Genomic DNA, 19,203 nt, shown 5'->3' with positions numbered 1-19,203 from the left:
GCCGAGGAAGGGGCGGGCAGCCGTCCGGACGGCCCCGGTCCGGTCCGGTCCGATGGTCAGCCGTCGAGACGGAACAGCCGGGCGCCGTTGTCGTGGCAGACCGCGCGCAGCCAGTCGTCGCCAAGGCCGAGCCGTTCGAGGGCGGCGAGTTGGTGCTCGTAGGGGTAGGGGATGTTCGGGAAGTCGGTGCCGAGGAGGATCCGGTCTCCGAGGTCGGCGAGCCGTCCGAGGTCGCCGGGCGGGAAGCCGTACATCTCCTCGGAGAAGTCGGTGAAGGCCATGGTGGTGTCCAGGCGGACCTCGGCGTACCGGTCGGCGAGGTCGAGGAAGTCGGCGTACTCGGGCATGCCCATGTGGGCGACGACCAGCGGCAGCCTCGGGTGGCGGGCCAGCAGCCGGGCTATCGGTTCGGGTCCGGTGTGCTTGCCGGGGACGGGGCCGGAGGCGCAGTGGATCACGATGGGGAGGCCGGCCTCGGCGAGGAGCCCCCAGACGGGGTCGAGCCGCTCGTCGTTCGGGTCGTAGCCGCCGACCTGGAGGTGCGATTTGAAGATCCGGGCTCCGGACTCCACGGCCTGGCGGACGTACCCGCTCACGCCCTCCTCCGGGAAGAACGTCGCGGTGTGCAGGCAGTCGGGGGTACGGGCGGCGAAATCGGCGGACCAGGCGTTGAGCCAGGCGGCCATGGCCGGCTTGTGCGGGTAGAGCATGGCGGTGAAGGCCCGGACGCCGAACTCCCGCAGGAGCGCGACGCGCTGCTCCTCCTCGTGCCGGTAGGTGATGGGCCACTCGACGCCGGTCAGCGGGCCGACCGCGTCGAAGTAGTCCCACACCTTGTCCAGGACCCGCTCGGGCATGAAGTGGGTGTGGACGTCGACCAGTCCGGGCAGCCCGAGCCGCTCCCGGAAGGCGCGGACCGCCTCAGCCGTTGCGGACAAAGCCGTGGCTCCGCTCGACGGTGCCGACGTGCAGGGTGTAGCTCTCGTACCAGTCGGCGCGGCCCTGCCTCATGGCCGCCTGGTGCTCCATGTCCTCCCGCCAGGCGGTGAGGGACTCGTGGTCGCGGAAGTAGGCCACGGTGATGCCGAGGCCCCCGGGGGTACGCGCCGACTCGTACCCGAGGTACCCCGGATTCCCGGGGACCAGCTCCTGCATCCGCGCGAGGGTCTCGGGGTATCCGCTGTCGTCGGCGGCGCGGATGTTGCTGAAGACGGCCATGACGTAAGGAGGTTCGAAGGCCTGCACCGGCTGAATGATCATGCCCAACACCTTCGACGCAGCGCCCCCGACATGTCCACCTGAATCACCCCTGAAAGCCCAAAGGGATCCAAGTTTTGACCTTGGCCACCGCACTTCGCGCCGGGTCCGGCACCGGGGTCCAGTGGTGTCAGAACAGCCCGTCCTGCTCGGCGGAAGCCGCAGAGGCGGCCGGGAGCTGTGCCGTCGGGACCGAGGTCACGTCCTCGTCCCCCGGGGCGGTGAGCTCCCAGCCCGCCAGCAGCCGGGTGTCCACCACCAGTCCGTCCGCGAGGTGCAGATCGGGCCCGGCGGCGCCCACGAGCCGGCCCACGACGGACCCTCCGGACAGCATCTCGGTGAGCACGCGACCCGGCCCGGGCAGGCCCGGCAGTGCGTCCAGCCCGAACACCGCGGCGTGGTCGGCCACTTCGCACTCCACACGCTCCAGCGACTCCGGCCACCCGGCCAGCGCCGCGGCCCGTGCGTGCAGCTCGGCGACCTCCCGCGCCCGATCGGACGCGGCCGGCAGATGGGCCCGTACGGCGCGCTTGCGGGCGTACGGGATCCGGTCGGGCACCCCGAGCGCCGCCCGCAGCAGCTCCTCGGTGCGCCGCGTCGCCATCAGCGGCCCACGCCCGAGCCAGGCCCACGTCACGGCCCCCTGCTCCAGCAGCCGGGCCGAGCCGCGCTCCTCGGCGGTGATCCCGACCTTGACCATGCCGGGCCCGAACCAGGCCAGGTAGACCCGGTAGGTGCGCGGATCGGCGGCGTTGGTGTCGGCCGCCACGGAGAACGACCGGTCGAGGCGGGCGCATTCGGGGCACTGCGCGTTCCCGGTGCGGCCCGGCACGGTGTCCGCGGTGGGGCAGGGCGTCCGCTTGCCGGCCCGCCACACGCCCAGGCAGTGCCGCTGCCCGCGTGCGGCGAAGGCGATCCGCTGCCCGTACGCGAGCTCGCTCATCCGCCCGCCGCGCCCCTGTCCGTACCACCCGATGGCGGGGCGGCCGTCCTGCCACCGGATCCCGGTGCACCACCACGTCACAGCGGGAGCGGCCGCTCGAAGAAGGTGTCCAGGACGACGGTGGCGTGCGTCCCGCTGACACCGTCGATGGCGTAGAGGCGGCGCAGGACGTCCTGCAGCTGCTCGGTCGAGGCCGTACGCACCTTGACCAGCACGGACGCGCTGCCCGCGATGATGTGCGCCTCCTGGATCTCGGGGATGGCGGCGAAGTCGGCGCCGGCCTCGCCCATCCAGGCGTTGGAGTCGACCATCACGTAGGCCAGGACTCCGCTGCCGACGGCCGCCGGGTCGACGTCCACGGTGGTCCGCCGGATCACCCCGCGCTCGCGGAGTTTGCGTACACGCTCGTGGGTGGCCCCCGCCGAGAGCCCCACGGCCGTGCCGAGGGCGGCGTACGACTGGCCGGCGTCCTGCTGCAGGCGCAGGACGAGCGCACGGTCGATGTCGTCCACGCAATCTTCCTCTCATGGGCCTGTCGACCCTTGCGAAGACGGTACCTGATCCTGCAATCTCACCATCAGACCGAACAAAATTCGGCAAAGCTCTTCCAGGGGGAATCATGTCTGCCATAGCCGACCTCACCTTGTACGAGATTCTGGACGAACGCTTCCGGACCGGCCGCTGCGCCAACGGCGACGCCCGGCTGGAGCGGCTCCACGACGACTGCCGCTGGGCCGAGGGCCCGCTCTACCTGCCCGCCTGGCGGCAACTGGTGTGGAGCGACATCCCCAACGACCGGATGCTGCGCTGGGACGAGGCGACCGGCGCGGTCTCCGTCTTCCGCTCCCCGGCCGGCCACTCCAACGGCAACACCCTGGACCGCGAGGGCCGCCTGATCACCTGTGAGCAGGGCAACCGGCGCGTCACCCGCACCGAACCGAACGGCAGCCTCACCGTCATCGCCGACCGCTTCGACGGCAAGCGGCTCAACAGTCCGAACGACGCGGTCGTCCGCTCGGACGGCTCCATCTGGTTCTCCGACCCGGACTTCGGGATCACCAGCGACTACGAGGGGCACCGCGCGCCCAGCGAGATCGGCTCCTGCAACCTCTACCGGGCCGACCCCTCGACCGGCGAGGTCCGGATGGTCGCCGACGGCTTCCTCGGCCCCAACGGCCTGGTCTTCTCCCCCGACGAGAGCGAGCTGTACGCCGCCGACACCCGGGCCGGCCACATCCGCACCTTCAAGGTCACCGGCCACGGCACCCTCACCGACGGCCGCGTCTTCACCGACTGCCCCGGGGTCGACAACATCCGCTTCGACGACGAGGGCCGGCTGTGGGCGGCGGCGATGGAGAACGGAGTCCGGTGCTACGCCGCGGACGGCACCCTGATCGGCCGCCTCCGCGTCCCCGAACCCGTCTCGAACATCGCCTTCGGCGGCGCCAAGAACAACCGCCTCTTCATCACCGCCACCACCTCCCTCTACTCCCTGGTGATGTCGGTGACCGGCCTGCCCCGAGTCCTCTGAGGGCCGGGCCGCCTACCGGGCGACGAACTGGGTCAGGATCGCCTGCACCTCGTAGATGTCGACGCCCTTGGTGAAGGTCTTCTCGATCGGCGCCGGGCTGCCGGATATCCAGATCTTGAGTTCGGCGTCGAGATCGAAGTGCCCGGCGGTCTCGACGGAGAAGTGCGTGATGCTCCGGTACGGGATGGAGTGGTACTCCACCTTCTTCCCCGTGAGCCCCTGCTTGTCGACGAGCACCAGCCGCCGGTCGGTGAACAGGATCGTGTCCCGGATCAGCAGGTAAGCGGCATGCACCTGCTCCCCCTGCCCCAGCAGCCGCGCGTAGTCCCGCTGCGCCGACACGGGGTCGACGGTGTGCGCGTTCCCGAACAGTCCCATGAGTGCCCCCGTTTTCCGGCTTCGAACGATCTTCAGAAACCGTACCCAGGCAGACCCCTCGCCCGCGTCCCCCGCCAGAGCCATCCGACCCCTGACATCCTCCGGGGGACCCCCTCCCCATCAAGGAGGAGACGGAGAACCGTCAGGACATACGACAGAGGCCCCCAGGATTTCTCCTGGGGGCCTCTGTCTTGCTGTGCACTCGGCAGGATTCGAACCTGCAACCTTCTGATCCGTAGTCAGATGCTCTATCCGTTAAGCTACGAGTGCTTGGGCTTCCCGGGGTTTTGCGCCCCGTTGGCCTTGCGAGAACAACAATACATGGACCTCGCCGGGACGCGAAATCCATTACCCAAACCCCTGCTGACCTGCGGAAATGAGCCGGATGGAGATCGTCCGGATGGGTTCGCGCGGAGGGCGGAGCGGGCCGGATCGTCCCGGAAAGCATCGAAGCCCCGGTCCGTCAGGACCGGGGCTTCGATGAGGTGCGGAGGCGGAGGGATTTGAACCCTCGATGGGTGGTAAGACCCAAACCGCATTAGCAGTGCGGCGCCATAGACCGGACTAGGCGACGCCTCCAGCACACCCTCGCGTACGAAGGTGCGTGCAGATGATGACACAGGCGCAGGGCCCCTCACCAATCCGCTCCCACGGTACTAGGCGGGACGGGCGGAGGGCAAAGCCTTAAAGCAGGCCGCGACACGCAACGTCGGCGCGCCCGCGTCGTTGGGCAGACGTACGACGTACGGACGACCTGGAGTGCCCCATGCTGCGTCTCGCCGCCTTCGCCGTCACCTCCGCCCTGGCCGCCTCGGTGGCCGGACCGCTGCCTCCGCTCCCGCTGGGCCGGCTGCTGGCGCCGCCCGACCGCCTCACCATCACCATGGCCGACACCGGCAACCGCCGGCTGGACCGGGAGTACCGGCTCGAATGCGGCCCCGTCGGCGGCGACCACCCGGAGGCGGAGGGCGCCTGTGCCCGGCTGGACCAGTTCGCCAGGGAGGGGAAGGACCCCTTCGCCCCCGTCTCCAAGCGGCAGATCTGCACCATGCAGCACGGGGGCCCCGCCACCGCCCGGATCACCGGAACATGGAACGGCCACAAGGTGGACGCCACGTTCCGGCGGACCGACGGATGCGAAATCCGCCGCTGGGACGAGTTGGAACCTCTGCTTCCGAGTGGGCGTGCCTGACCTGGGAGGATGCGCGGGATGGGCGGTATACGCCACACATCGGCCACCCCATCGCGGGCCTGTGGCCTTAGACTCCTCCCGTGACTTGCCGGTAGTTGTGGTCAGGGAGGAAGCTCGTCGTGAGCAGCAGGCCATCCCGAGGCGCTGCTCGCCTCGCAGCAATACTCGATGCCCTTCCGGACGCGCTGTTGCTCGTCAACGCCAACGGCACGGTCGTCAACGCGAATTCGATCGCGCTCGAAATCATGGAGAGCCCCGGCACCGGGCTCGTGGGCCGGGGCGTGCTCGACCTCCTGCCCGAGTTCGACTCCAAGCTGATCCCCGGCTCCATGCGCCGGCCCGGCGAGGACGACGGCGGCCGCGCCAAGCCCAAGAGGATGATCGCGCGCCGTACCGACGGCTCCGAGTTCCCCGTCGAGCTCACCAGCGCCCATCTCGACGGACGCGACGCCTACCGCGAGCCGCAACCCTCGTACACGGGTGACGAACTGCTGATGCTCGTGGTCCGCGACCTCTCGCAGACCGTGGACACCGAGGCCGAGCTGGCCCGCTCGCAGCGGCAGACCGAGATGATCCTGCGTGCCGCCGCCGAGGGCGTCGTGGGCACCGACACCGACGGACGGGTGGTGCTGGTCAACCCGGCCGCGGCCCAGATCCTCGGCTATCGCGCCACCGACCTTGGCAACCGCGAACTGCACGGCCTCGTCCAGCACTCCCGCGCCGACGGCTCCCCCTTCCCCTTCGAGGAGTCCCCCCTCGCCGACACCCTCCGCAGCGGACGCAAGCACCGCGTCCGCGGGCAGGTGCTGTGGAACAAGGCGGGACAGCCGGTCGCCGTCGACCTCACCACCTCGCCCGTGCGGGACGGCGAGCAGCTCGTCGGCGCCGTCATGACCTTCACCGACCGGCGGCCCTACGACGCCCTCGCCGCGCGGCACGCGCAGCTGATGGCGGTCCTCGGCGAGTCCCTGCGGGGGCCGCTGGACGAGCTGCGCGCTGAGCTGGCGACGCTGGCCGCCGACGACGCCGGACAGCTGTGGCCCGAGGCCAACCAGCTGCTGCACCACCTGGCCGCCGGGTACTCACGGATGACCACGCTGGTGGACAACGTCCTCGGCTACCAGCGTCTGGACGCCGGCAGGGACCGGCTGGCGAAGAAGAAGGTCCTGATCAACACCGTCGTCACGGCGGGCGTCGACGGGGCCGTCGAGCTGATCGGCCCAGGCCGCGCGCAGTTCGCCGTGCACGCACCGACCATCGAGGCCGAGGTCGACGCGGACCGGATCTCTACCGCGCTCGCCCACCTGGTCGCGGACGTGGCCGGGGTGGACGCGACCGGCAAGACCCGCCAGGGCAGCGGCTACAGCGACTCGACGATCGTGGTGGCCGCCGCGCAGCGCGGCGATGTCGTACGGATCGAGGTACGCGGGCCGTACGAGGGCGGGAACCCGGTCCACGAGCCGATCGTGCGCGGGATCGTGGCCGCGCACGGCGGCGTGCTGCAGACGGTCGAGGTACCGGGTGCCCCCGGCGGGGCGTACGTACTGGAACTCCCGCTCGGCTCGGGAGCGGGGACGGTGACCCTGCCGGAGCCGGCGGAGGAGCCCCCCGCGGATCCCGCCACGCAGGGCGCTGGGACGGCCGCGGGCGCGGCTCCCGGCAAGGTATCCGGCGGCCGGCGGGGCCGGCGCGGGGTGGACGCCTTCCTGGACGACGAGAACACCGGCCCCGAAGCGGCGCAGGCCGCACAGGCCGCGCAGGGTGGCGGCGCGCTGGCGCTGCCTTCCGGTCGGCGGCGGGCGGGTGAGGCCGGCGACGCCCCCGACGCGGGCCCCGAGCTCGCGCAGTCTCCGGTGAACCCGGCGGGACTCGGCACCGGGCGCAGGCGCGGCCGGGCCGGTGACGTCAGCGGTGAGGCCGAAGGCACCGGCGGGCACGACGGCCCCGGGCGGCCCGTGCCCCCGCGGGGCACCGCCATGCCCGCGCTCCCGCCCGTACCCGCGGTGCCCCCGGTTCCGGTGACGGAGCATCCCGCCGGGCGGCGCCGGGCGCTGGGTCAGGCCGGTCCGGCGCAGCCCGGCGGCCCCGTCCCCGCGACCGGGCTCGGCCCGGCTCCCGCTCCCGCGCGGCCCATCGCTCCCGAGGGCGGCTTCGCGCTGCCCGCCGGCCCGACACCGGCTCCCGCCGCGGCCGACTCCGACTCCGACGCTCCGGCCGGGCGGCGTGGCCGCCGGGTGCTGGGCGCCCCCGCCGCCGAACCCGAGGCTCCGGCCACTGCCGCCACTGCGGCCGCGCAGCCCGACGAGTCCGCCGCGAACCCGACCGGGCGGCGCCGTGCGCTGGCCGGCGGCGCCCCGGCGTGGCCGGTTCCGGCGGCCCGTACCGCTCCCGAGGAGGGCGAGGCCTCCGGACAGGCGGCGGTCCCCGGTGCGCGTCGGCCCCAGGACATCCCGGCGGAGGGCCAGGCCGCCGCGCAGCCGATCAGTGTGCGCGCGCTCGGCACCCTCGGCCAGGGCATCTCCGTCGACCCGGGTGGCTCCGGCCCGGCCTCCGGCTCCGGTGCCACCTCCGGTTCCGGTGCGGCTTCCGGCTCCGGCCGCCGTCGCCGGCTCGCCGAGCCCGCCCCGCAGGGCCGGGCCTTCGCCATAGAGGCGCCCGAGGCCGGCTCCGACGAGGGCCCCGAGCCGCTGGACGGCCCGGGCGGCGCCGTCGAGGTGGTCAACCGGCCCGCGCCGCCGCCCGTTGACGACGAACTGCCTCCGGAGCCCCTGGACAATCCGCGCCGGCTCCTCGTGTGGCCCGCGCCCGACGTGCAGACGACGCAGGCGCTGAGCGACCGCGGCTACCGGCCGGTGATCGTGCACTCCCGCGAGGAGGTGGACGCGCAGATCGCCGCGTTCCCCGCCGCGCTGTTCGTCGACCCGCTGACCGGGCCGATCACCCGCACGGCCCTGCAGTCCCTGCGCCAGGCCGCGGTGGCCGCGGAGGTCCCCGTACTGGTCACGGCCGGGCTGGGGCACGCCACGCGCGAGGCGGCGTACGGAGCCGATCCGGCCGTGCTGCTGAAGGCGCTGGCGCCGCGCGACAGCGAGCAGCACCCTTCCCGGGTGCTGCTGATCGAGGAGCACGACGAGATCGCGACCGCGCTGACAGCCGCACTGGAGCGGCGCGGCATGCAGGTCGCTCGGGCGGGCGCCGACACCGACGCCGTGGAACTGGCGACGCGGATGCGTCCCAATCTGGTGGTCATGGACCTCATGCAGGTGCGCCGTCGGCGGGCCGGGATCGTGGACTGGCTGCGCGCGAACGGGCAGCTGAACCGCACCCCACTCGTCGTCTACACGACGACCGGCATCGACCAGTCCGAACTGCCGCGGCTCGCCTCCGGCGAGAGCGTCCTCTTCCTCGCGGAGCGGTCCACCACGGCGGATGTCCAGGGCCGCATCGTGGACCTGCTCGCCAAGATCGGCACCAACTAGTAATCCTGGGCCGATGGCCATCATCAACACGAGCGAGCACACCGTCCCCGCCGACAACGGGGAGGTGAATCTGCTCATCGCACGGCAGGTGGAGCCCGGCCACGAGGAGACCTTCGAGGCCTGGGCCCACGGCATCCTGGAGACGGCCGCGGGCTTCCCGGACCACCTCGGGTACGGGCTCTTCCGCCCGGCGGCGGAGGGCGGGCCGTGGTTCCTGGTGCACCGCTTCCGCAATCAGGCCGCGTTCCAGCGCTGGCAGGACTCCCCGGAGCGGGCGCAGTGGTTCTCCAACTGCCTGGGCCACCACCACACGGAGATAGCCCGCCGGGAACTGCAGGGCATGGAGACCTGGTTCGCCAAGCCGGGTACGACCCGGCCCGCGCCGCCGCGGTGGAAGATGGTGATCAGCTCGGGGCTGGCCATCTTCCCGATCTCGCTGGTCGGCAACGCGGTGCTCGGGCCGTACCTCGTGGATCTGCATTTCGTGCTGCGGACGGCCGCCTTCGCCGTCGTGTTCAGCACCCTGATGACCTACGTGGCCATGCCCGCGGTCAGCAGGCTGCTGCGGCCATGGCTCACCCGGGGTTAGGAGCTGTCCGACCCGGATCCGCCGGACGCCCCCTGACCGCCCGGCGTCGTCAGTCGAGCTTGGTGACGTCCAGCGCGCCGTCCGCGTACTGCCTGCGGATCACCTTCTTGTCGAACTTGCCGACGCTGGTCTTCGGAACCGCCTCGATGAACGTCCAGCGCTCCGGCAGCTGCCACTTGGCGACGGTCTGGGCGAGGAACTCGCGCAGAACCGTGTAGGGCACGCTCGCACCCTCCCTGAGGACGACCGTGGCCAGCGGGCGCTCCCCCCACTTCTCGTCGGGGACGGCGACGACCGCGGCCTCGGCGACCTCGGGGTGCGCCATCAGCGCGTTCTCCAGGTCCACGCTGGAGATCCACTCGCCGCCGGACTTGATGACGTCCTTGGCGCGGTCGGTGAGGGTGAGGAAGCCGTCGGCGCTGATCACACCGACATCGCCGGTCTTGAGCCAGCCGTCGGCGCTGAACTTGTCCTCGGGGCGGATGGGTTCGCCGGAGACACCGCCGTAGTAGGAGCTCGCGATCCAGTTGCCGCGCACCTCCAGCTCGCCCGCCGACTCCCCGTCCCAGGGCAGGAGGTCGCCGCCGGGACCGATCAGGCGGGCCTCGACGCCTGCCGGGAAGCGGCCCTGGGTGATCCGGTAGGGCCACTCCTCCTCGGCGCTCAGGCCCGCCGGCGGGTGCGCCATCGTGCCCAGCGGCGAAGTCTCGGTCATGCCCCAGGCGTGGCAGACGCGGACCCCGAGCTTGTCGTACGCCTCCATCAGGGAGGGCGGACAGGCCGCGCCGCCGATGGTGACCTGCTTCATCGAGGTCAGGTCGCGCGGGTTGGCGGTGACCTCCGCCAGCAGTCCCTGCCAGATGGTGGGGACGGCCGCAGCGTGCGAGGGCTTCTCCCGCTCGATCATCTCGGCGAGCGGGGCGGGCTGCAGGAACCGGTCGGGCATCAACATGTTGATACCGGTCATGAAGGTGGCGTGCGGCAGCCCCCAGGCATTCACGTGGAACTGCGGGACCACGACGAGGGTGGTGTCCCTGTCGGTCAGCCCCATCGACTCGGTCATGTTGACCTGCATGGAGTGCAGGTAGACCGAGCGGTGGGAGTAGACGACGCCCTTGGGGTCCCCGGTGGTGCCGGAGGTGTAGCACATCGCGGCCGCCTGGCGCTCGTCCAGCTCGGGCCAGTCGAAGCTGTCGGAGCTGCCCGCGAGGAGCTCCTCGTACTCGTGCACGCGCACGTTCAGGCCTTCGAGCACGGAGCGGTCGCCGATGCCGCTGACCACCACGTGCTCGACGGTCGGCAGGTGCGGCAGCAGCGGCGCGAGCAGCGGCAGCAGGGTGCCGTTGACCAGCACCACCCGGTCGGCCGCGTGGTTGACGATGAAGACCAGCTGCTCAGGGGGGAGCCGCAGGTTGAGGGTGTGCAGGACCGCGCCCATGGAGGGGATCGCGAAGTACGCCTCGACGTGCTCGGCGTTGTTCCACATGAGGGTGGCGACCCGCTCGTCCTGCTGCACTCCGAGCTCGTCGCGCAGGGCGCCGGCGAGTCGGGTGGCGCGGTTGCCGATCTCGGCGAAGCTGCGGCGGTGCGGCTCGGCCTCCCCGGTCCAGGTCGTGACCTGGGACTTCCCGTGGATCGTCATCCCGTGGCGGAGTATGCGGGTGACGAGGAGCGGTACGTCCTGCATGGTGCTGAGCAAAGCGTCCTCCCGGTGAGCGCTGCGGCGCTGCGGCGGCTACGGATGCTGCCGATTCTGCGCACGTACCGGTCGGCATGTCACTACCCGGGAGTAGAAACCAGGGCGTGTTTCACGTGAAACATCCCCTGTCGTCCCCGTGTTTCACGTGAAACACCCTCCGTCTCACCGCACCGGCATGAGCTCCGGGTCCTCACGGAGCTTGCCCAGAGCGCGGGAGACCGCGCTCTTGACCGTGCCGACCGAGACTCCGAGCAGTTCCGCCGTCTGCGCCTCGCTCAGGTCCTCGTAGTAGCGCAGGACGACCATGGCCCGCTGGCGGTCGGGCAGCCGGGTCACGGCGCGCCACATGGCGTCGCGCAGTGCCTGTGCCTCGGCGGGGTCGCAGGCCGGGGCCGCCTCGGTCTCCGGGAGCTCCTCGCACGCGAACTCGTCGACCTTTCGCTTGCGCCACTGGGAGGTACGGGTGTTGACGAGGGTCCGCCGGACGTAGCCGTCCAGGGCGCGGTGGTCCTCGATCCGGTCCCAGGCCACGTACGTCTTCGCGAGGGCCGTCTGGAGCAGGTCCTCCGCATCGCACGGGTTGGCGGTGAGGGAGCGCGCGGTGCGCATCAGGACCGAGCCGCGGGTCCGGACGTACGCCGAGAACGACGGGTACGGCGTCGGATTCGAGGCGAGCGTACACACAGGCGTGGTCATGTCTCCACGCTAGGAGCGCCCGCCCTCCGTGGGATCGGCCGCAGGTGCCGATGGTGGATCCACCTCAGGTTGTAGGAACAGGGCCGCCCCCACCCCCTGAAGGTGGAGGGGGCGGGGGCCTCCGGTCCCGGATCTCAGCCGTCGGAACCGAGGATCAGACCGGAGGTCGGCACCCCGGTACCGGCCGTGACGAGTGCGCGCGCCGCCCCCCTGACCTGGTTGACGGACGTGCCGCGCAGCTGGCGGACGGCCTCGGCGATGCCGTTCATCCCATGGAGGTACGCCTCTCCGAGCTGGCCCCCGTGGGTGTTGAGCGGCAGCGCGTCCGCGGCGACGAAATCCGCGGCCTCGCCCGGCGCACAGAAGCCGAACTCCTCCAGCTGCATCAGCACGAAGGGGGTGAAGTGGTCGTAGAGGATGCCGACGTCGATGTCCGAGGGCCGCAGCCCGCTGGTCCGCCACAGCTGGCGGGCGACCACGTCCATCTCCGGCAGCCCGTTGAGGTCGTCGCGGTAGAAGGAGGTCATGCCCTCCTGGCGGCGCCCGGCGCCCTGTGCGGCCGCGGTGATCACGGCGGGCACGTGCCGCAGGTCCCGTGCCCGCTCGGTCGTGGTGACGACGACGGCCTGGCCGCCGTCCGTCTCCTGACAGCAGTCCAGCAGCCGCAGCGGCTCCACGATCCAGCGCGAGGCGGCGTGGTCGGCGAGGGTGATGGATTTGCCGTGGAAGTACGCGGCGGGGTTGTTCGCGGCGTGCCGCCGGTCGGTGACCGCGACGTGCCCGAATGCCTCGGGGGTGAGGTTGTAGGTGTGCAGGTAGCGCTGTGCGGTCATGGCCACCCAGGAGGCGGGGGTCAGCAGCCCCCAGGGCAGCGACCAGCCGAGTGCCGCCCCCTCCGCCGAGGGCTCCCGCTGCTGGACCCCGGACCCGAAGCGGCGCCCGGAGCGCTCGTTGAAGGCGCGGTAGCAGACGACGACCTCGGCGACCCCGGTCGCGACGGCGAGGGCGGCCTGCTGGACGGTGGCGCAGGCCGCGCCGCCGCCGTAGTGGATACGGGAGAAGAAGGACAGCTCCCCGATGCCCGCCGCCTGGGCGACGGTGATCTCGGGACTGGTGTCCATGGTGAAGGTGACCATGCCGTCGACGTCGGCGGGAGTGAGTCCGGCGTCGTCGAGGGCGGCGTGCACGGCCTCGACGGCGAGCTTGAGCTCGCTGCGGCCGGAGTTCTTGGAGAACTCGGTCGCTCCGATGCCGGCGATGGCGGCGCGGCCGCCGAGCTCGTCGCGGGTGCGGACGCTCATGCCGGGACCTCCGCGGTGACCGTTCCCGACACGTGGTGGCCGAGGCCGTTGGCGCCTACGACGCGGATCTCGACGGTGGTCCCGGAAACCGCGGTGACGGTGCCCGTGAGGGTCATCGTGTCGCCCGGATAGTTGGGGGCGCCGAGGCGGATGGCCACCTTGCGCAGGACGGCGCGCGGCCCGAGGTGGTCGGTGATGTAGCGGCCGACCAGGCCGTTCGTGGTCAGGATGTTCATGAAGATGTCCGGGGAGCCCTTCTCCTGCGCGAGCGCCGCGTCGTGGTGCACGTCCTGGTAGTCGCGGGAGGCGATCGCGCCCGCGACGATCAGCGTGCGGGTGACCGGTATCTCCAGCGGCGGCAGCGTGTCGCCGACCTTCATGCCTGCTCTCCCTCTGCTGTCGAAGCGCATGCGGAGGACGCCGCGATCGAGGCCCCCAGCTCGGCCAGCAGCTCGCTGCCGCAGCCCAGGTAGGCGTCCAGTTGGCGTCCCCACAGGAAGTGCCGGTGGACGGGATGGTCCAGGTCGGCGCCCAGGCCGCCGTGCAGGTGCTGGCCCGCGTGCACGACCCGCTTGCCCGCCTCCGAGGCCCACCAGGCGGCCGTCAGCGCGTGCTCATGGGCCGGAAGGCCCTGATCGATGCGCCAGGCCGCCTCGTACGTGGTGACCCGGATCGCCTCGGTGTCCATGTACGCGTCGGCCGCGCGCAGCATGACCCCCTGGTTGGTGGAGAGCGGCCTGCCGAACTGCTCACGGGTGGAGGTGTACTCCACCGCGCGGGCCAGGGAGCCCGCGCAGACGCCCGCCTGGAGCCCGGCGAAGGCCGTACGGGCGGCGGCGAGCGCGTCCTCGTACGCACCGTCCGCGCCGAGGCGTTCCCCCTCGGCCGCGGTCAGCGTCAGCCGGCCCGCCGACCAGGGGGCGGTGGTCTCCACCGGGGAGGTCCGCACGCCGGGCGCGTCGGTCCGTACGAGCCACAGCGCCCGGTCCGCGTCCGGGACCAGTACGTGCGTGGCGTCGCGCAGCCACGGCACGGCCGGGGCGGTCCCGGTGAGCCGGCCGCCGTCGGCGGTGATCCGGCCACGCTCCGGGAAGGCCCCGGTGGCCACGGCCTCGCCCGTGCCGAGGGCGGGCAGCAGGCGGGCGCGCTGCTCGGGACTGCCGTGCGCGGCCACGGGGAGGATCCCGTACACGCAGGTGGCGGCGTACGGGACCTGAGCGGTGGTACGGCCCTGCTCCTCCAGCAGCAGGACGAGCCCGAGCAGGCCGATCTCCTCGACCGCGGCGGCCAGTCCGGCCGTGGTGAGGGCCTTCCACAGCTCGGCGTCACTGCCGGTGCCGGCTTCGGCGAGGCGTTCGTGGGTGGCGAGATCGGAGAGGATCCGGGTGGCGAGACCGGCCGCGGCGGCCTGTTCCTCGGTGGGGTGGAAGTCCATCAGCCCTCGCTCCCGCGGAAGACGGGGAGTTCGAGGCCGTCGTCGACGCGCAGGAACTCCAGCTGGACGGGGAGGCCGATGCGCACCTTGTCGTAGGGCACCCCCGTGATGTTGCTGATCATCCGGACCCCTTCGGCGAGCTCGACGAGGGCGACCGCGTAGGGCGGGTCGAAGGCCGGGAAGGGCGGGTGGTGCATGACGACGTAGCTGAAGACCGTGCCGGCACCGGAGGCCTCGACGCTGTCCCAGTCGGGGCTCCCGCAGGCGTTGCAGCCGGGTAGCCACGGGAAGCGGAGGGCCGTGCAGGAGGTGCAGCGCTGGATCAGCAGCTTGTGATCGCGCACCCCGTCCCAGAATCCCTGGTTGTCGCGGTTGACCACCGGGCGGGGACGCCGGGCTTCGGGCTTCTTCTCCCGCCTGGCCGCGGGGGCGTACTTGAGGATCCGGAAGCGGTGGGTGCCGGCGAGCTCCCCGTCCGCCTGGACGTCCATGCGGGTGGTCACGAAGTGGCCGGTGCCCAGCTTGGTCGTCTTGCGGGCGGACACGGTCTCGATGACGGCGTCGAAGGTGATCGCGGCGCCGGGGCGCAGCGGGCGGTGGTACTCCTGCTCGCAGTCGGTGGCGACCACGGAGGTGAAGCCGGCGCCGTCGAGGAGCGCGAGGAGCTCGTCGTAGGCGGAGGACCGGTCCGAGTGACCGGAGAGTCCGCCCATGGTCCAGGCCTGGAGCATGGTGGGCGGCGCGACGGCGTCCGGCCCGGTGTAGGCGGGGTTGGCATCGCCCATCGCCTCGCACCAGTGGCGGATCATCGGCTCGTTGACCGCGTCCTTGCCCCGGCCCGCGGTGGCGGCCGGCCGGCCCTCGAAGACCGCCAGCAGCGTGTGGAACCGGGCCGCCTCCTCGGCGGCGGCCTCTGCCCCGGCCTCTGCCCCGGCCACATCCCGGGCCCCGTTCTCGTCCACGCCCACTTCCGCGCCCGCCGTCATCGCTTCCTCCCCTTCATGCCGAGCCGCATCATGGCGACGATCTCCCGCTGGACCTCGCTGACCCCGCCGCCGAACGTGTTGATCTGTGCGGCCCGGTTCATCCGTTCGAGCTCGCCGCCCGCGAAGGCCGCGGGCCCGCGGATCAGGGCCTCCTCACCCACCACCTCCTGGCACATCCGGTACACCTCGACCGTGGACTCGGTCCCGAGGAACTTCACCCCGCTGGCGTCACCGGGGGCCAGGGCCCCGCTGCCGACGTCCTGGACGAGGCGCCAGTTGAGGAGGCGTACGGCGGCCAGCCGTGCGTGCGCCTCGGCGAGCCGGGACTGCACCCAGGGGAGGTCGGCGGGCCGGTCACCGGTGACCGGGTCGGGGGTGCGGGCGTGGCCGAGCGCGTGCGCGTAGAAGTCCTCGGCCTGCATGCCGATGGCGGCGAGGGCGACGCGCTCGTGGTTGAGCTGGTTGGTGATCAGGCCCCAGCCGCCGTGCTCGGGGCCGACGAGATGGCCGGCGGGCACGCGGACGCCGTCGTAGTACGTGGCCGTGGTGGTGAGCCCGCCGACGGTGTCGATCGGGGTCCAGGAGAAACCCGGGGTGTCGGTGGGCACCAGGATGATCGAGATGCCCTTGTGCTTGGGGGCCTCGGGGTCGGTGCGGCAGGCGAGCCAGATCCAGTCCGCGTTCTGGGCGTTGGAAGTGAAGATCTTCTGCCCGTCGATCAGCCAGTCGGACCCGTCGCGGACCGCCCGCGTGCGCAGGGCGGCGAGGTCGGTGCCGGCCTCGGGTTCGGAGTAACCGATGGCGAAGACGATGTCGCCCGCGAGGATCCGGGGGAGGAAGTAGTCCTTCTGCTCCTCGGTCCCGTACTTCATCAGGGTGGGGCCGACGGTGTTGAGCGTGACCATGGAGACGGGGGCTCCGGCCCGGTAGGCCTCGTCGAAGAAGACGAACTGCTCGGCGGCGCCGCGGTCCTGACCGCCGTACTCGACGGGCCAGCCGAGGCCGAGCAGCCCGTCGGCGCCTATGCGGCGCAGGAGCTCGCGCTGGCCGGCCGGATCATCGGGAAGGCCGTCCGGCAGCAGGTCCTTGAAGTACGCGCGCAGTTCGGCGCGGAGCCGCAACTGGCCTTCGGTCGGGGCGAGGTGCACGGCGCAGGCCTCCCGGCATCGCATCATCGAGGGAACCTGACTGTCCGTCAGATTCACCCGCGATGTCAAGGTCGGGGCGACGGGAGCGGTGGGCGCACCGCGTGCGCGAGGGCGCCTGCGCTACCGGACCCCAGCCGGTCCGGTCGCACAGACGCCCTCAAGAATCGGAGTGGCTCAGGCCGCGACTACCACCAGGGGAGGAAATGGACCGCGACGGCCGAATTGGACTGGTCGATCGCGGTCAAGGCCGAGCCGTTCACCTGAGCGGTGTTGTTCTGGTTGGAGGCGCCGGAACCGGTGGCCACCTGCTGAGACGTGGACGAATTGCCGTTGTTGTTACCGCCCACGCCGCTGCCGACGATGCTGGCGACGCTCGCATTCGATCCGTCGTTCGCGAAGGAGCCGTTGTCGGCCGACGCCACCCCGCCGAAGAGGGCAGCGACGAGGGGGAGAGCGGCGACGGCGGCGATGACGCGGGCGGTACGGATGCTTGCCATGTCTTGATCCTCCAGGAAACCGAAGTGGGAATTGTTCCAGGGCAGTTGGCCGACCGCCTCGGTCGTTTCGTGTGGTGACGACGTCGCGAGACCAGAGTTGCCCACCGAATCCCCGGCGAACCACCCCGGAGTCCCCGATTCCCCCGCAAGTATGACCAACATCGGATAAACCCCATTCCCATGCTTGAAGCCCGAGGTCAGCGCCCCGGAAGCGGCTGCATCCGGCGCCGCACAAGAGGCGAACCGTTCCGCCAGACTGCCGTGTCCCGGACATGCCGAAAGGGGCCGCGCGTCCGGGAACCCCACCGTCTCCCGGGCCTGCGGCCCTGCAATACCAAGCTTCACGCCCCCTGCGTGCCCCTGCGCGCCCCGGCGTGAGCCGGGGTGATCCATCCGTGCCCCGCTCCGGGGGCACCACCTAGCGCGATCCACGGCCATGACCGACCGGGCTCCAGCGCCTGTTGCCGAACCTGCTGACGCTCTGGTTCCTGCTGATCCTCTTGCTGCTGCTTCCGCTACTGCTCTGCGCTACTGCCGTGGCCACGAGACCACCGGGCTACGGGACTACGCGGCGAGGGCGAGTGCGCCCCGGGCACCACCGGCGCCGACTGTGGCTTTGGCTGCGGCTGCGGCTGCGGCTGCGGTTTTCGTGGCAGGCGCCGCGATGGCCGCGGCAGGCGCTGCGACCGGGGTCAGCGTCCGGGAGGCGGTGGCCGTACCCGCGCCCATGGCTGCGGCGGTGGTGGAGCGTCGTACGGAAGGGGTCTTGCCGTGCGCCTCGGCGCGGATCCGCTGCTTGATGGTCGGCGGCAGCGAACCGCCCCGCATCATCGCCCGCCAGGTCCGCCTGGCCGCGAAGGCCGGCCGGCGTACGGCGGTGGCCGCGGTGCCCGCAGCGGCGGGGGTGGAGGCGACGGCCTGGGCCGAGGCCGACTTCCCCGCGAGACCGAAGCCGGAGAGGAGGGCCACCAGGGCGGCGAGGACGGAGGTCCAGATCGACGTGAGGATGCTGCGGTGAGCCATGACGAGGTGCCTCGATTCACGATGTTCGGACGGGCGGATCTGAATACATTCGTCATGATGTGGCCGCAACCGCACCATCCCCACGACCCGCGCCGATCTTCCGACAAACACCACCCGGAAGGCCCAAGGCCGTGGCCGAGACCTCCGGCCGCCCTGCCGGGAGCCGTCGGAAACCTGCACCCGAAACCCGTTCTGACCTGCGGATTTTCCCCGGCACGCCCCCGCCGGACCGGCAAGCCGGGAATCGCCTCCCCTGCATCGCCGAGCGGGTGACGGAGAAGCTGGGACCGCGTACCTCTACCTGCTGGACCCGCACCTGGAGCAGGGCCGGTATCCCGCCTCCTCCGCATCCATGGCCAGAATCCAACGGGCCTCGCCCGGACGTCTGCCTTCACCGCCGATCAGTCCGCAGTCGACGTCACTGTGGAAGACGTCCCGCCGGTCGGGTGCGCTTCCGCGTACGAGCACCGCCGGCTGTCCCCAGCCCCTGAGGAGAGCCTGTTCCTTGACCTGAAGCGCTGCTCGTTGCCCGGGTAGCGGATCGTGCGCCGACCGCAGCTCGGCGGCCACCAGCTCTTTGCAGCGCCTGTGCTCCTCTGGATCGCCCGCGGCCTCCGCTTGTCGCATCCACTCCTGCGCCCTTGCCCGATGCTCCTCTACAGCCCGGGCCCGTCGATGGTCGTACTTCCGCTGGCCCTCCAGGAGCCACAAGAGCTGCTCAGACCACATGTACGACCCCGCATCGTCGGGCCCTGATGCCTCACAGACAGGAAGCGTTGGAGCAGCCACGAGTCGTTTCCCACCGTCCGTCGTCGGGACCCTGACGTGCCCGGGTGGCAGGCCGGCGAATCCGCTGCCTCCCGCCTGCGCAGGAGAACCATGCTGTCAGCGCACGGGGGACGCCTGGGGGACAAAGCCTGATCAAGAACGACTCACGGGTGAGAAGCGGTGAGACAGTTCGAATACAAGAGGGGTGCCTCCTGACTCGGAAGCACCCCTCTGACCTGAGCCTTGGCCCAGCTGTGGCGGTGGGTGTGGGATTTGAACCC

At 71.6% G+C, this 19,203-nt stretch carries 18 protein-coding genes and 2 tRNA genes; 4 read left to right on the top strand and 16 right to left on the bottom strand.

Annotation, left to right across the window (positions count from 1 at the left end):
• Nucleotides 1–56 precede the first annotated feature (56 nt).
• The 4 genes from Sspor_RS22945 to Sspor_RS22930 form a co-directional block, all read right to left on the bottom strand.
• Nucleotides 57–938, bottom strand: a complete 882-nt coding sequence (locus tag Sspor_RS22945; protein ID WP_202200819.1) for an amidohydrolase family protein — start codon at nt 936–938, stop codon at nt 57–59.
• On the bottom strand, nt 922–1,260 hold the full coding sequence (locus Sspor_RS22940) for an antibiotic biosynthesis monooxygenase family protein (protein WP_202200818.1): 339 nt from the start codon (nt 1,258–1,260) through the stop codon (nt 922–924). Before Sspor_RS22940 ends, Sspor_RS22945 begins: the two co-directional genes overlap by 17 nt.
• A gap of 127 nt (nt 1,261–1,387) precedes the next feature.
• Nucleotides 1,388–2,281 carry a DUF2797 domain-containing protein gene (locus Sspor_RS22935; protein ID WP_202200817.1) on the bottom strand — a complete coding sequence of 298 codons (894 nt, stop codon included), beginning with the start codon at nt 2,279–2,281 and terminating at the stop codon, nt 1,388–1,390.
• Nucleotides 2,278–2,712 carry an Lrp/AsnC family transcriptional regulator gene (locus tag Sspor_RS22930; RefSeq protein WP_202200816.1) on the bottom strand — a complete coding sequence of 145 codons (435 nt, stop codon included), beginning with the start codon at nt 2,710–2,712 and terminating at the stop codon, nt 2,278–2,280. Before Sspor_RS22930 ends, Sspor_RS22935 begins: the two co-directional genes overlap by 4 nt.
• A 107-nt stretch (nt 2,713–2,819) precedes the next feature.
• Between Sspor_RS22930 and Sspor_RS22925 the strand changes: the two genes are divergently transcribed.
• On the top strand, nt 2,820–3,731 hold the full coding sequence (locus Sspor_RS22925; RefSeq protein ID WP_202200815.1) for an SMP-30/gluconolactonase/LRE family protein: 912 nt from the start codon (nt 2,820–2,822) through the stop codon (nt 3,729–3,731).
• Nucleotides 3,732–3,743: 12 nt separating this feature from the next.
• Here the strand turns inward: Sspor_RS22925 and Sspor_RS22920 are convergent, their stop codons facing one another.
• The 3 genes from Sspor_RS22920 to Sspor_RS22910 form a co-directional block, all read right to left on the bottom strand.
• Nucleotides 3,744–4,109 carry a PH domain-containing protein gene (locus Sspor_RS22920; RefSeq protein ID WP_190620409.1) on the bottom strand — a complete coding sequence of 122 codons (366 nt, stop codon included), beginning with the start codon at nt 4,107–4,109 and terminating at the stop codon, nt 3,744–3,746.
• Between the two features lie 197 nt (nt 4,110–4,306).
• Nucleotides 4,307–4,379: transfer RNA gene (locus tag Sspor_RS22915), tRNA-Arg, on the bottom strand.
• Nucleotides 4,380–4,597: 218 nt separating this feature from the next.
• Nucleotides 4,598–4,688, bottom strand: a tRNA-Ser gene (locus Sspor_RS22910).
• 187 nt (nt 4,689–4,875) lie between these two features.
• On the opposite strand from Sspor_RS22910, the gene Sspor_RS22905 reads away from it, so the two are divergent.
• The 3 genes from Sspor_RS22905 to Sspor_RS22895 all read left to right on the top strand — a co-directional run bounded on the left by Sspor_RS22905 (nt 4,876) and on the right by Sspor_RS22895 (nt 9,369).
• Nucleotides 4,876–5,301 carry an SSI family serine proteinase inhibitor gene (locus Sspor_RS22905; protein WP_202200814.1) on the top strand — a complete coding sequence of 142 codons (426 nt, stop codon included), beginning with the start codon at nt 4,876–4,878 and terminating at the stop codon, nt 5,299–5,301.
• A 119-nt stretch (nt 5,302–5,420) separates the two neighbouring features.
• Nucleotides 5,421–8,780 (top strand): response regulator, encoded by a 3,360-nt coding sequence (locus tag Sspor_RS22900; protein WP_202200813.1) that lies wholly within the window; start codon nt 5,421–5,423, stop codon nt 8,778–8,780.
• Between the two features lie 13 nt (nt 8,781–8,793).
• A complete protein-coding gene (locus Sspor_RS22895) occupies nt 8,794–9,369 on the top strand; it encodes an antibiotic biosynthesis monooxygenase (protein WP_202200812.1) in 576 nt (191 codons plus the stop codon).
• Between the two features lie 49 nt (nt 9,370–9,418).
• On the opposite strand, the gene Sspor_RS22890 is transcribed toward Sspor_RS22895, so the two are convergent.
• From Sspor_RS22890 to Sspor_RS22850, 9 genes are all read right to left on the bottom strand, one after another.
• Nucleotides 9,419–11,068: a long-chain fatty acid--CoA ligase gene (locus Sspor_RS22890; RefSeq protein ID WP_202200811.1), complete on the bottom strand. Its 1,650-nt coding sequence runs from the start codon at nt 11,066–11,068 to the stop codon at nt 9,419–9,421.
• 162 nt (nt 11,069–11,230) lie between these two features.
• On the bottom strand, nt 11,231–11,764 hold the full coding sequence (locus tag Sspor_RS22885) for a SigE family RNA polymerase sigma factor (RefSeq protein ID WP_202200810.1): 534 nt from the start codon (nt 11,762–11,764) through the stop codon (nt 11,231–11,233).
• A 134-nt stretch (nt 11,765–11,898) separates the two neighbouring features.
• A complete protein-coding gene (locus Sspor_RS22880) occupies nt 11,899–13,065 on the bottom strand; it encodes a lipid-transfer protein (RefSeq protein WP_202200809.1) in 1,167 nt (388 codons plus the stop codon).
• Nucleotides 13,062–13,445, bottom strand: a complete 384-nt coding sequence (locus Sspor_RS22875) for a MaoC family dehydratase (RefSeq protein ID WP_202200808.1) — start codon at nt 13,443–13,445, stop codon at nt 13,062–13,064. Before Sspor_RS22875 ends, Sspor_RS22880 begins: the two co-directional genes overlap by 4 nt.
• Nucleotides 13,442–14,500, bottom strand: coding sequence for an acyl-CoA dehydrogenase family protein (locus Sspor_RS22870; protein WP_202200807.1), 1,059 nt, complete (start codon nt 14,498–14,500; stop codon nt 13,442–13,444). Before Sspor_RS22870 ends, Sspor_RS22875 begins: the two co-directional genes overlap by 4 nt.
• Nucleotides 14,500–15,486 carry a bifunctional MaoC family dehydratase N-terminal/OB-fold nucleic acid binding domain-containing protein gene (locus Sspor_RS22865; protein WP_202200806.1) on the bottom strand — a complete coding sequence of 329 codons (987 nt, stop codon included), beginning with the start codon at nt 15,484–15,486 and terminating at the stop codon, nt 14,500–14,502. The genes Sspor_RS22870 and Sspor_RS22865 overlap by 1 nt, the downstream gene beginning before the upstream one ends.
• Nucleotides 15,483–16,634: an acyl-CoA dehydrogenase family protein gene (locus tag Sspor_RS22860; RefSeq protein ID WP_202203803.1), complete on the bottom strand. Its 1,152-nt coding sequence runs from the start codon at nt 16,632–16,634 to the stop codon at nt 15,483–15,485. Before Sspor_RS22860 ends, Sspor_RS22865 begins: the two co-directional genes overlap by 4 nt.
• A gap of 185 nt (nt 16,635–16,819) precedes the next feature.
• Complete coding sequence (locus Sspor_RS22855) at nt 16,820–17,131, bottom strand: hypothetical protein (protein WP_202200805.1); 312 nt, start codon at nt 17,129–17,131, stop codon at nt 16,820–16,822.
• A gap of 564 nt (nt 17,132–17,695) precedes the next feature.
• Nucleotides 17,696–18,154: a DUF6344 domain-containing protein gene (locus Sspor_RS22850; RefSeq protein ID WP_202200804.1), complete on the bottom strand. Its 459-nt coding sequence runs from the start codon at nt 18,152–18,154 to the stop codon at nt 17,696–17,698.
• Nucleotides 18,155–19,203 lie beyond the last annotated feature (1,049 nt).

Source organism: Streptomyces spororaveus, assembly GCF_016755875.1.
GTDB classification, from domain to species: domain Bacteria; phylum Actinomycetota; class Actinomycetes; order Streptomycetales; family Streptomycetaceae; genus Streptomyces; species Streptomyces spororaveus.
This window is presented reverse-complemented; position numbering and strand designations above follow the sequence as displayed.

Bases quoted from the DNA above. Each gene is read 5' to 3' on its own strand.
- Sspor_RS22905 (WP_202200814.1), top strand. From the start codon at position 4,876: ATGCTGCGTCTCGCCGCCTTCGCCGTCACCTCCGCCCTGGCCGCCTCG.
- Sspor_RS22855 (WP_202200805.1), bottom strand. From the start codon at position 17,131: ATGGCAAGCATCCGTACCGCCCGCGTCATCGCCGCCGTCGCCGCTCTC.
- Sspor_RS22850 (WP_202200804.1), bottom strand. From the start codon at position 18,154: ATGGCTCACCGCAGCATCCTCACGTCGATCTGGACCTCCGTCCTCGCC.
- Sspor_RS22925 (WP_202200815.1), top strand. From the start codon at position 2,820: ATGTCTGCCATAGCCGACCTCACCTTGTACGAGATTCTGGACGAACGC.
- Sspor_RS22885 (WP_202200810.1), bottom strand. From the start codon at position 11,764: ATGACCACGCCTGTGTGTACGCTCGCCTCGAATCCGACGCCGTACCCG.
- Sspor_RS22865 (WP_202200806.1), bottom strand. From the start codon at position 15,486: ATGACGGCGGGCGCGGAAGTGGGCGTGGACGAGAACGGGGCCCGGGAT.
- Sspor_RS22870 (WP_202200807.1), bottom strand. From the start codon at position 14,500: ATGGACTTCCACCCCACCGAGGAACAGGCCGCCGCGGCCGGTCTCGCC.
- Sspor_RS22940 (WP_202200818.1), bottom strand. From the start codon at position 1,260: ATGATCATTCAGCCGGTGCAGGCCTTCGAACCTCCTTACGTCATGGCC.
- Sspor_RS22895 (WP_202200812.1), top strand. From the start codon at position 8,794: ATGGCCATCATCAACACGAGCGAGCACACCGTCCCCGCCGACAACGGG.
- Sspor_RS22875 (WP_202200808.1), bottom strand. From the start codon at position 13,445: ATGAAGGTCGGCGACACGCTGCCGCCGCTGGAGATACCGGTCACCCGC.
- Sspor_RS22920 (WP_190620409.1), bottom strand. From the start codon at position 4,109: ATGGGACTGTTCGGGAACGCGCACACCGTCGACCCCGTGTCGGCGCAG.
- Sspor_RS22880 (WP_202200809.1), bottom strand. From the start codon at position 13,065: ATGAGCGTCCGCACCCGCGACGAGCTCGGCGGCCGCGCCGCCATCGCC.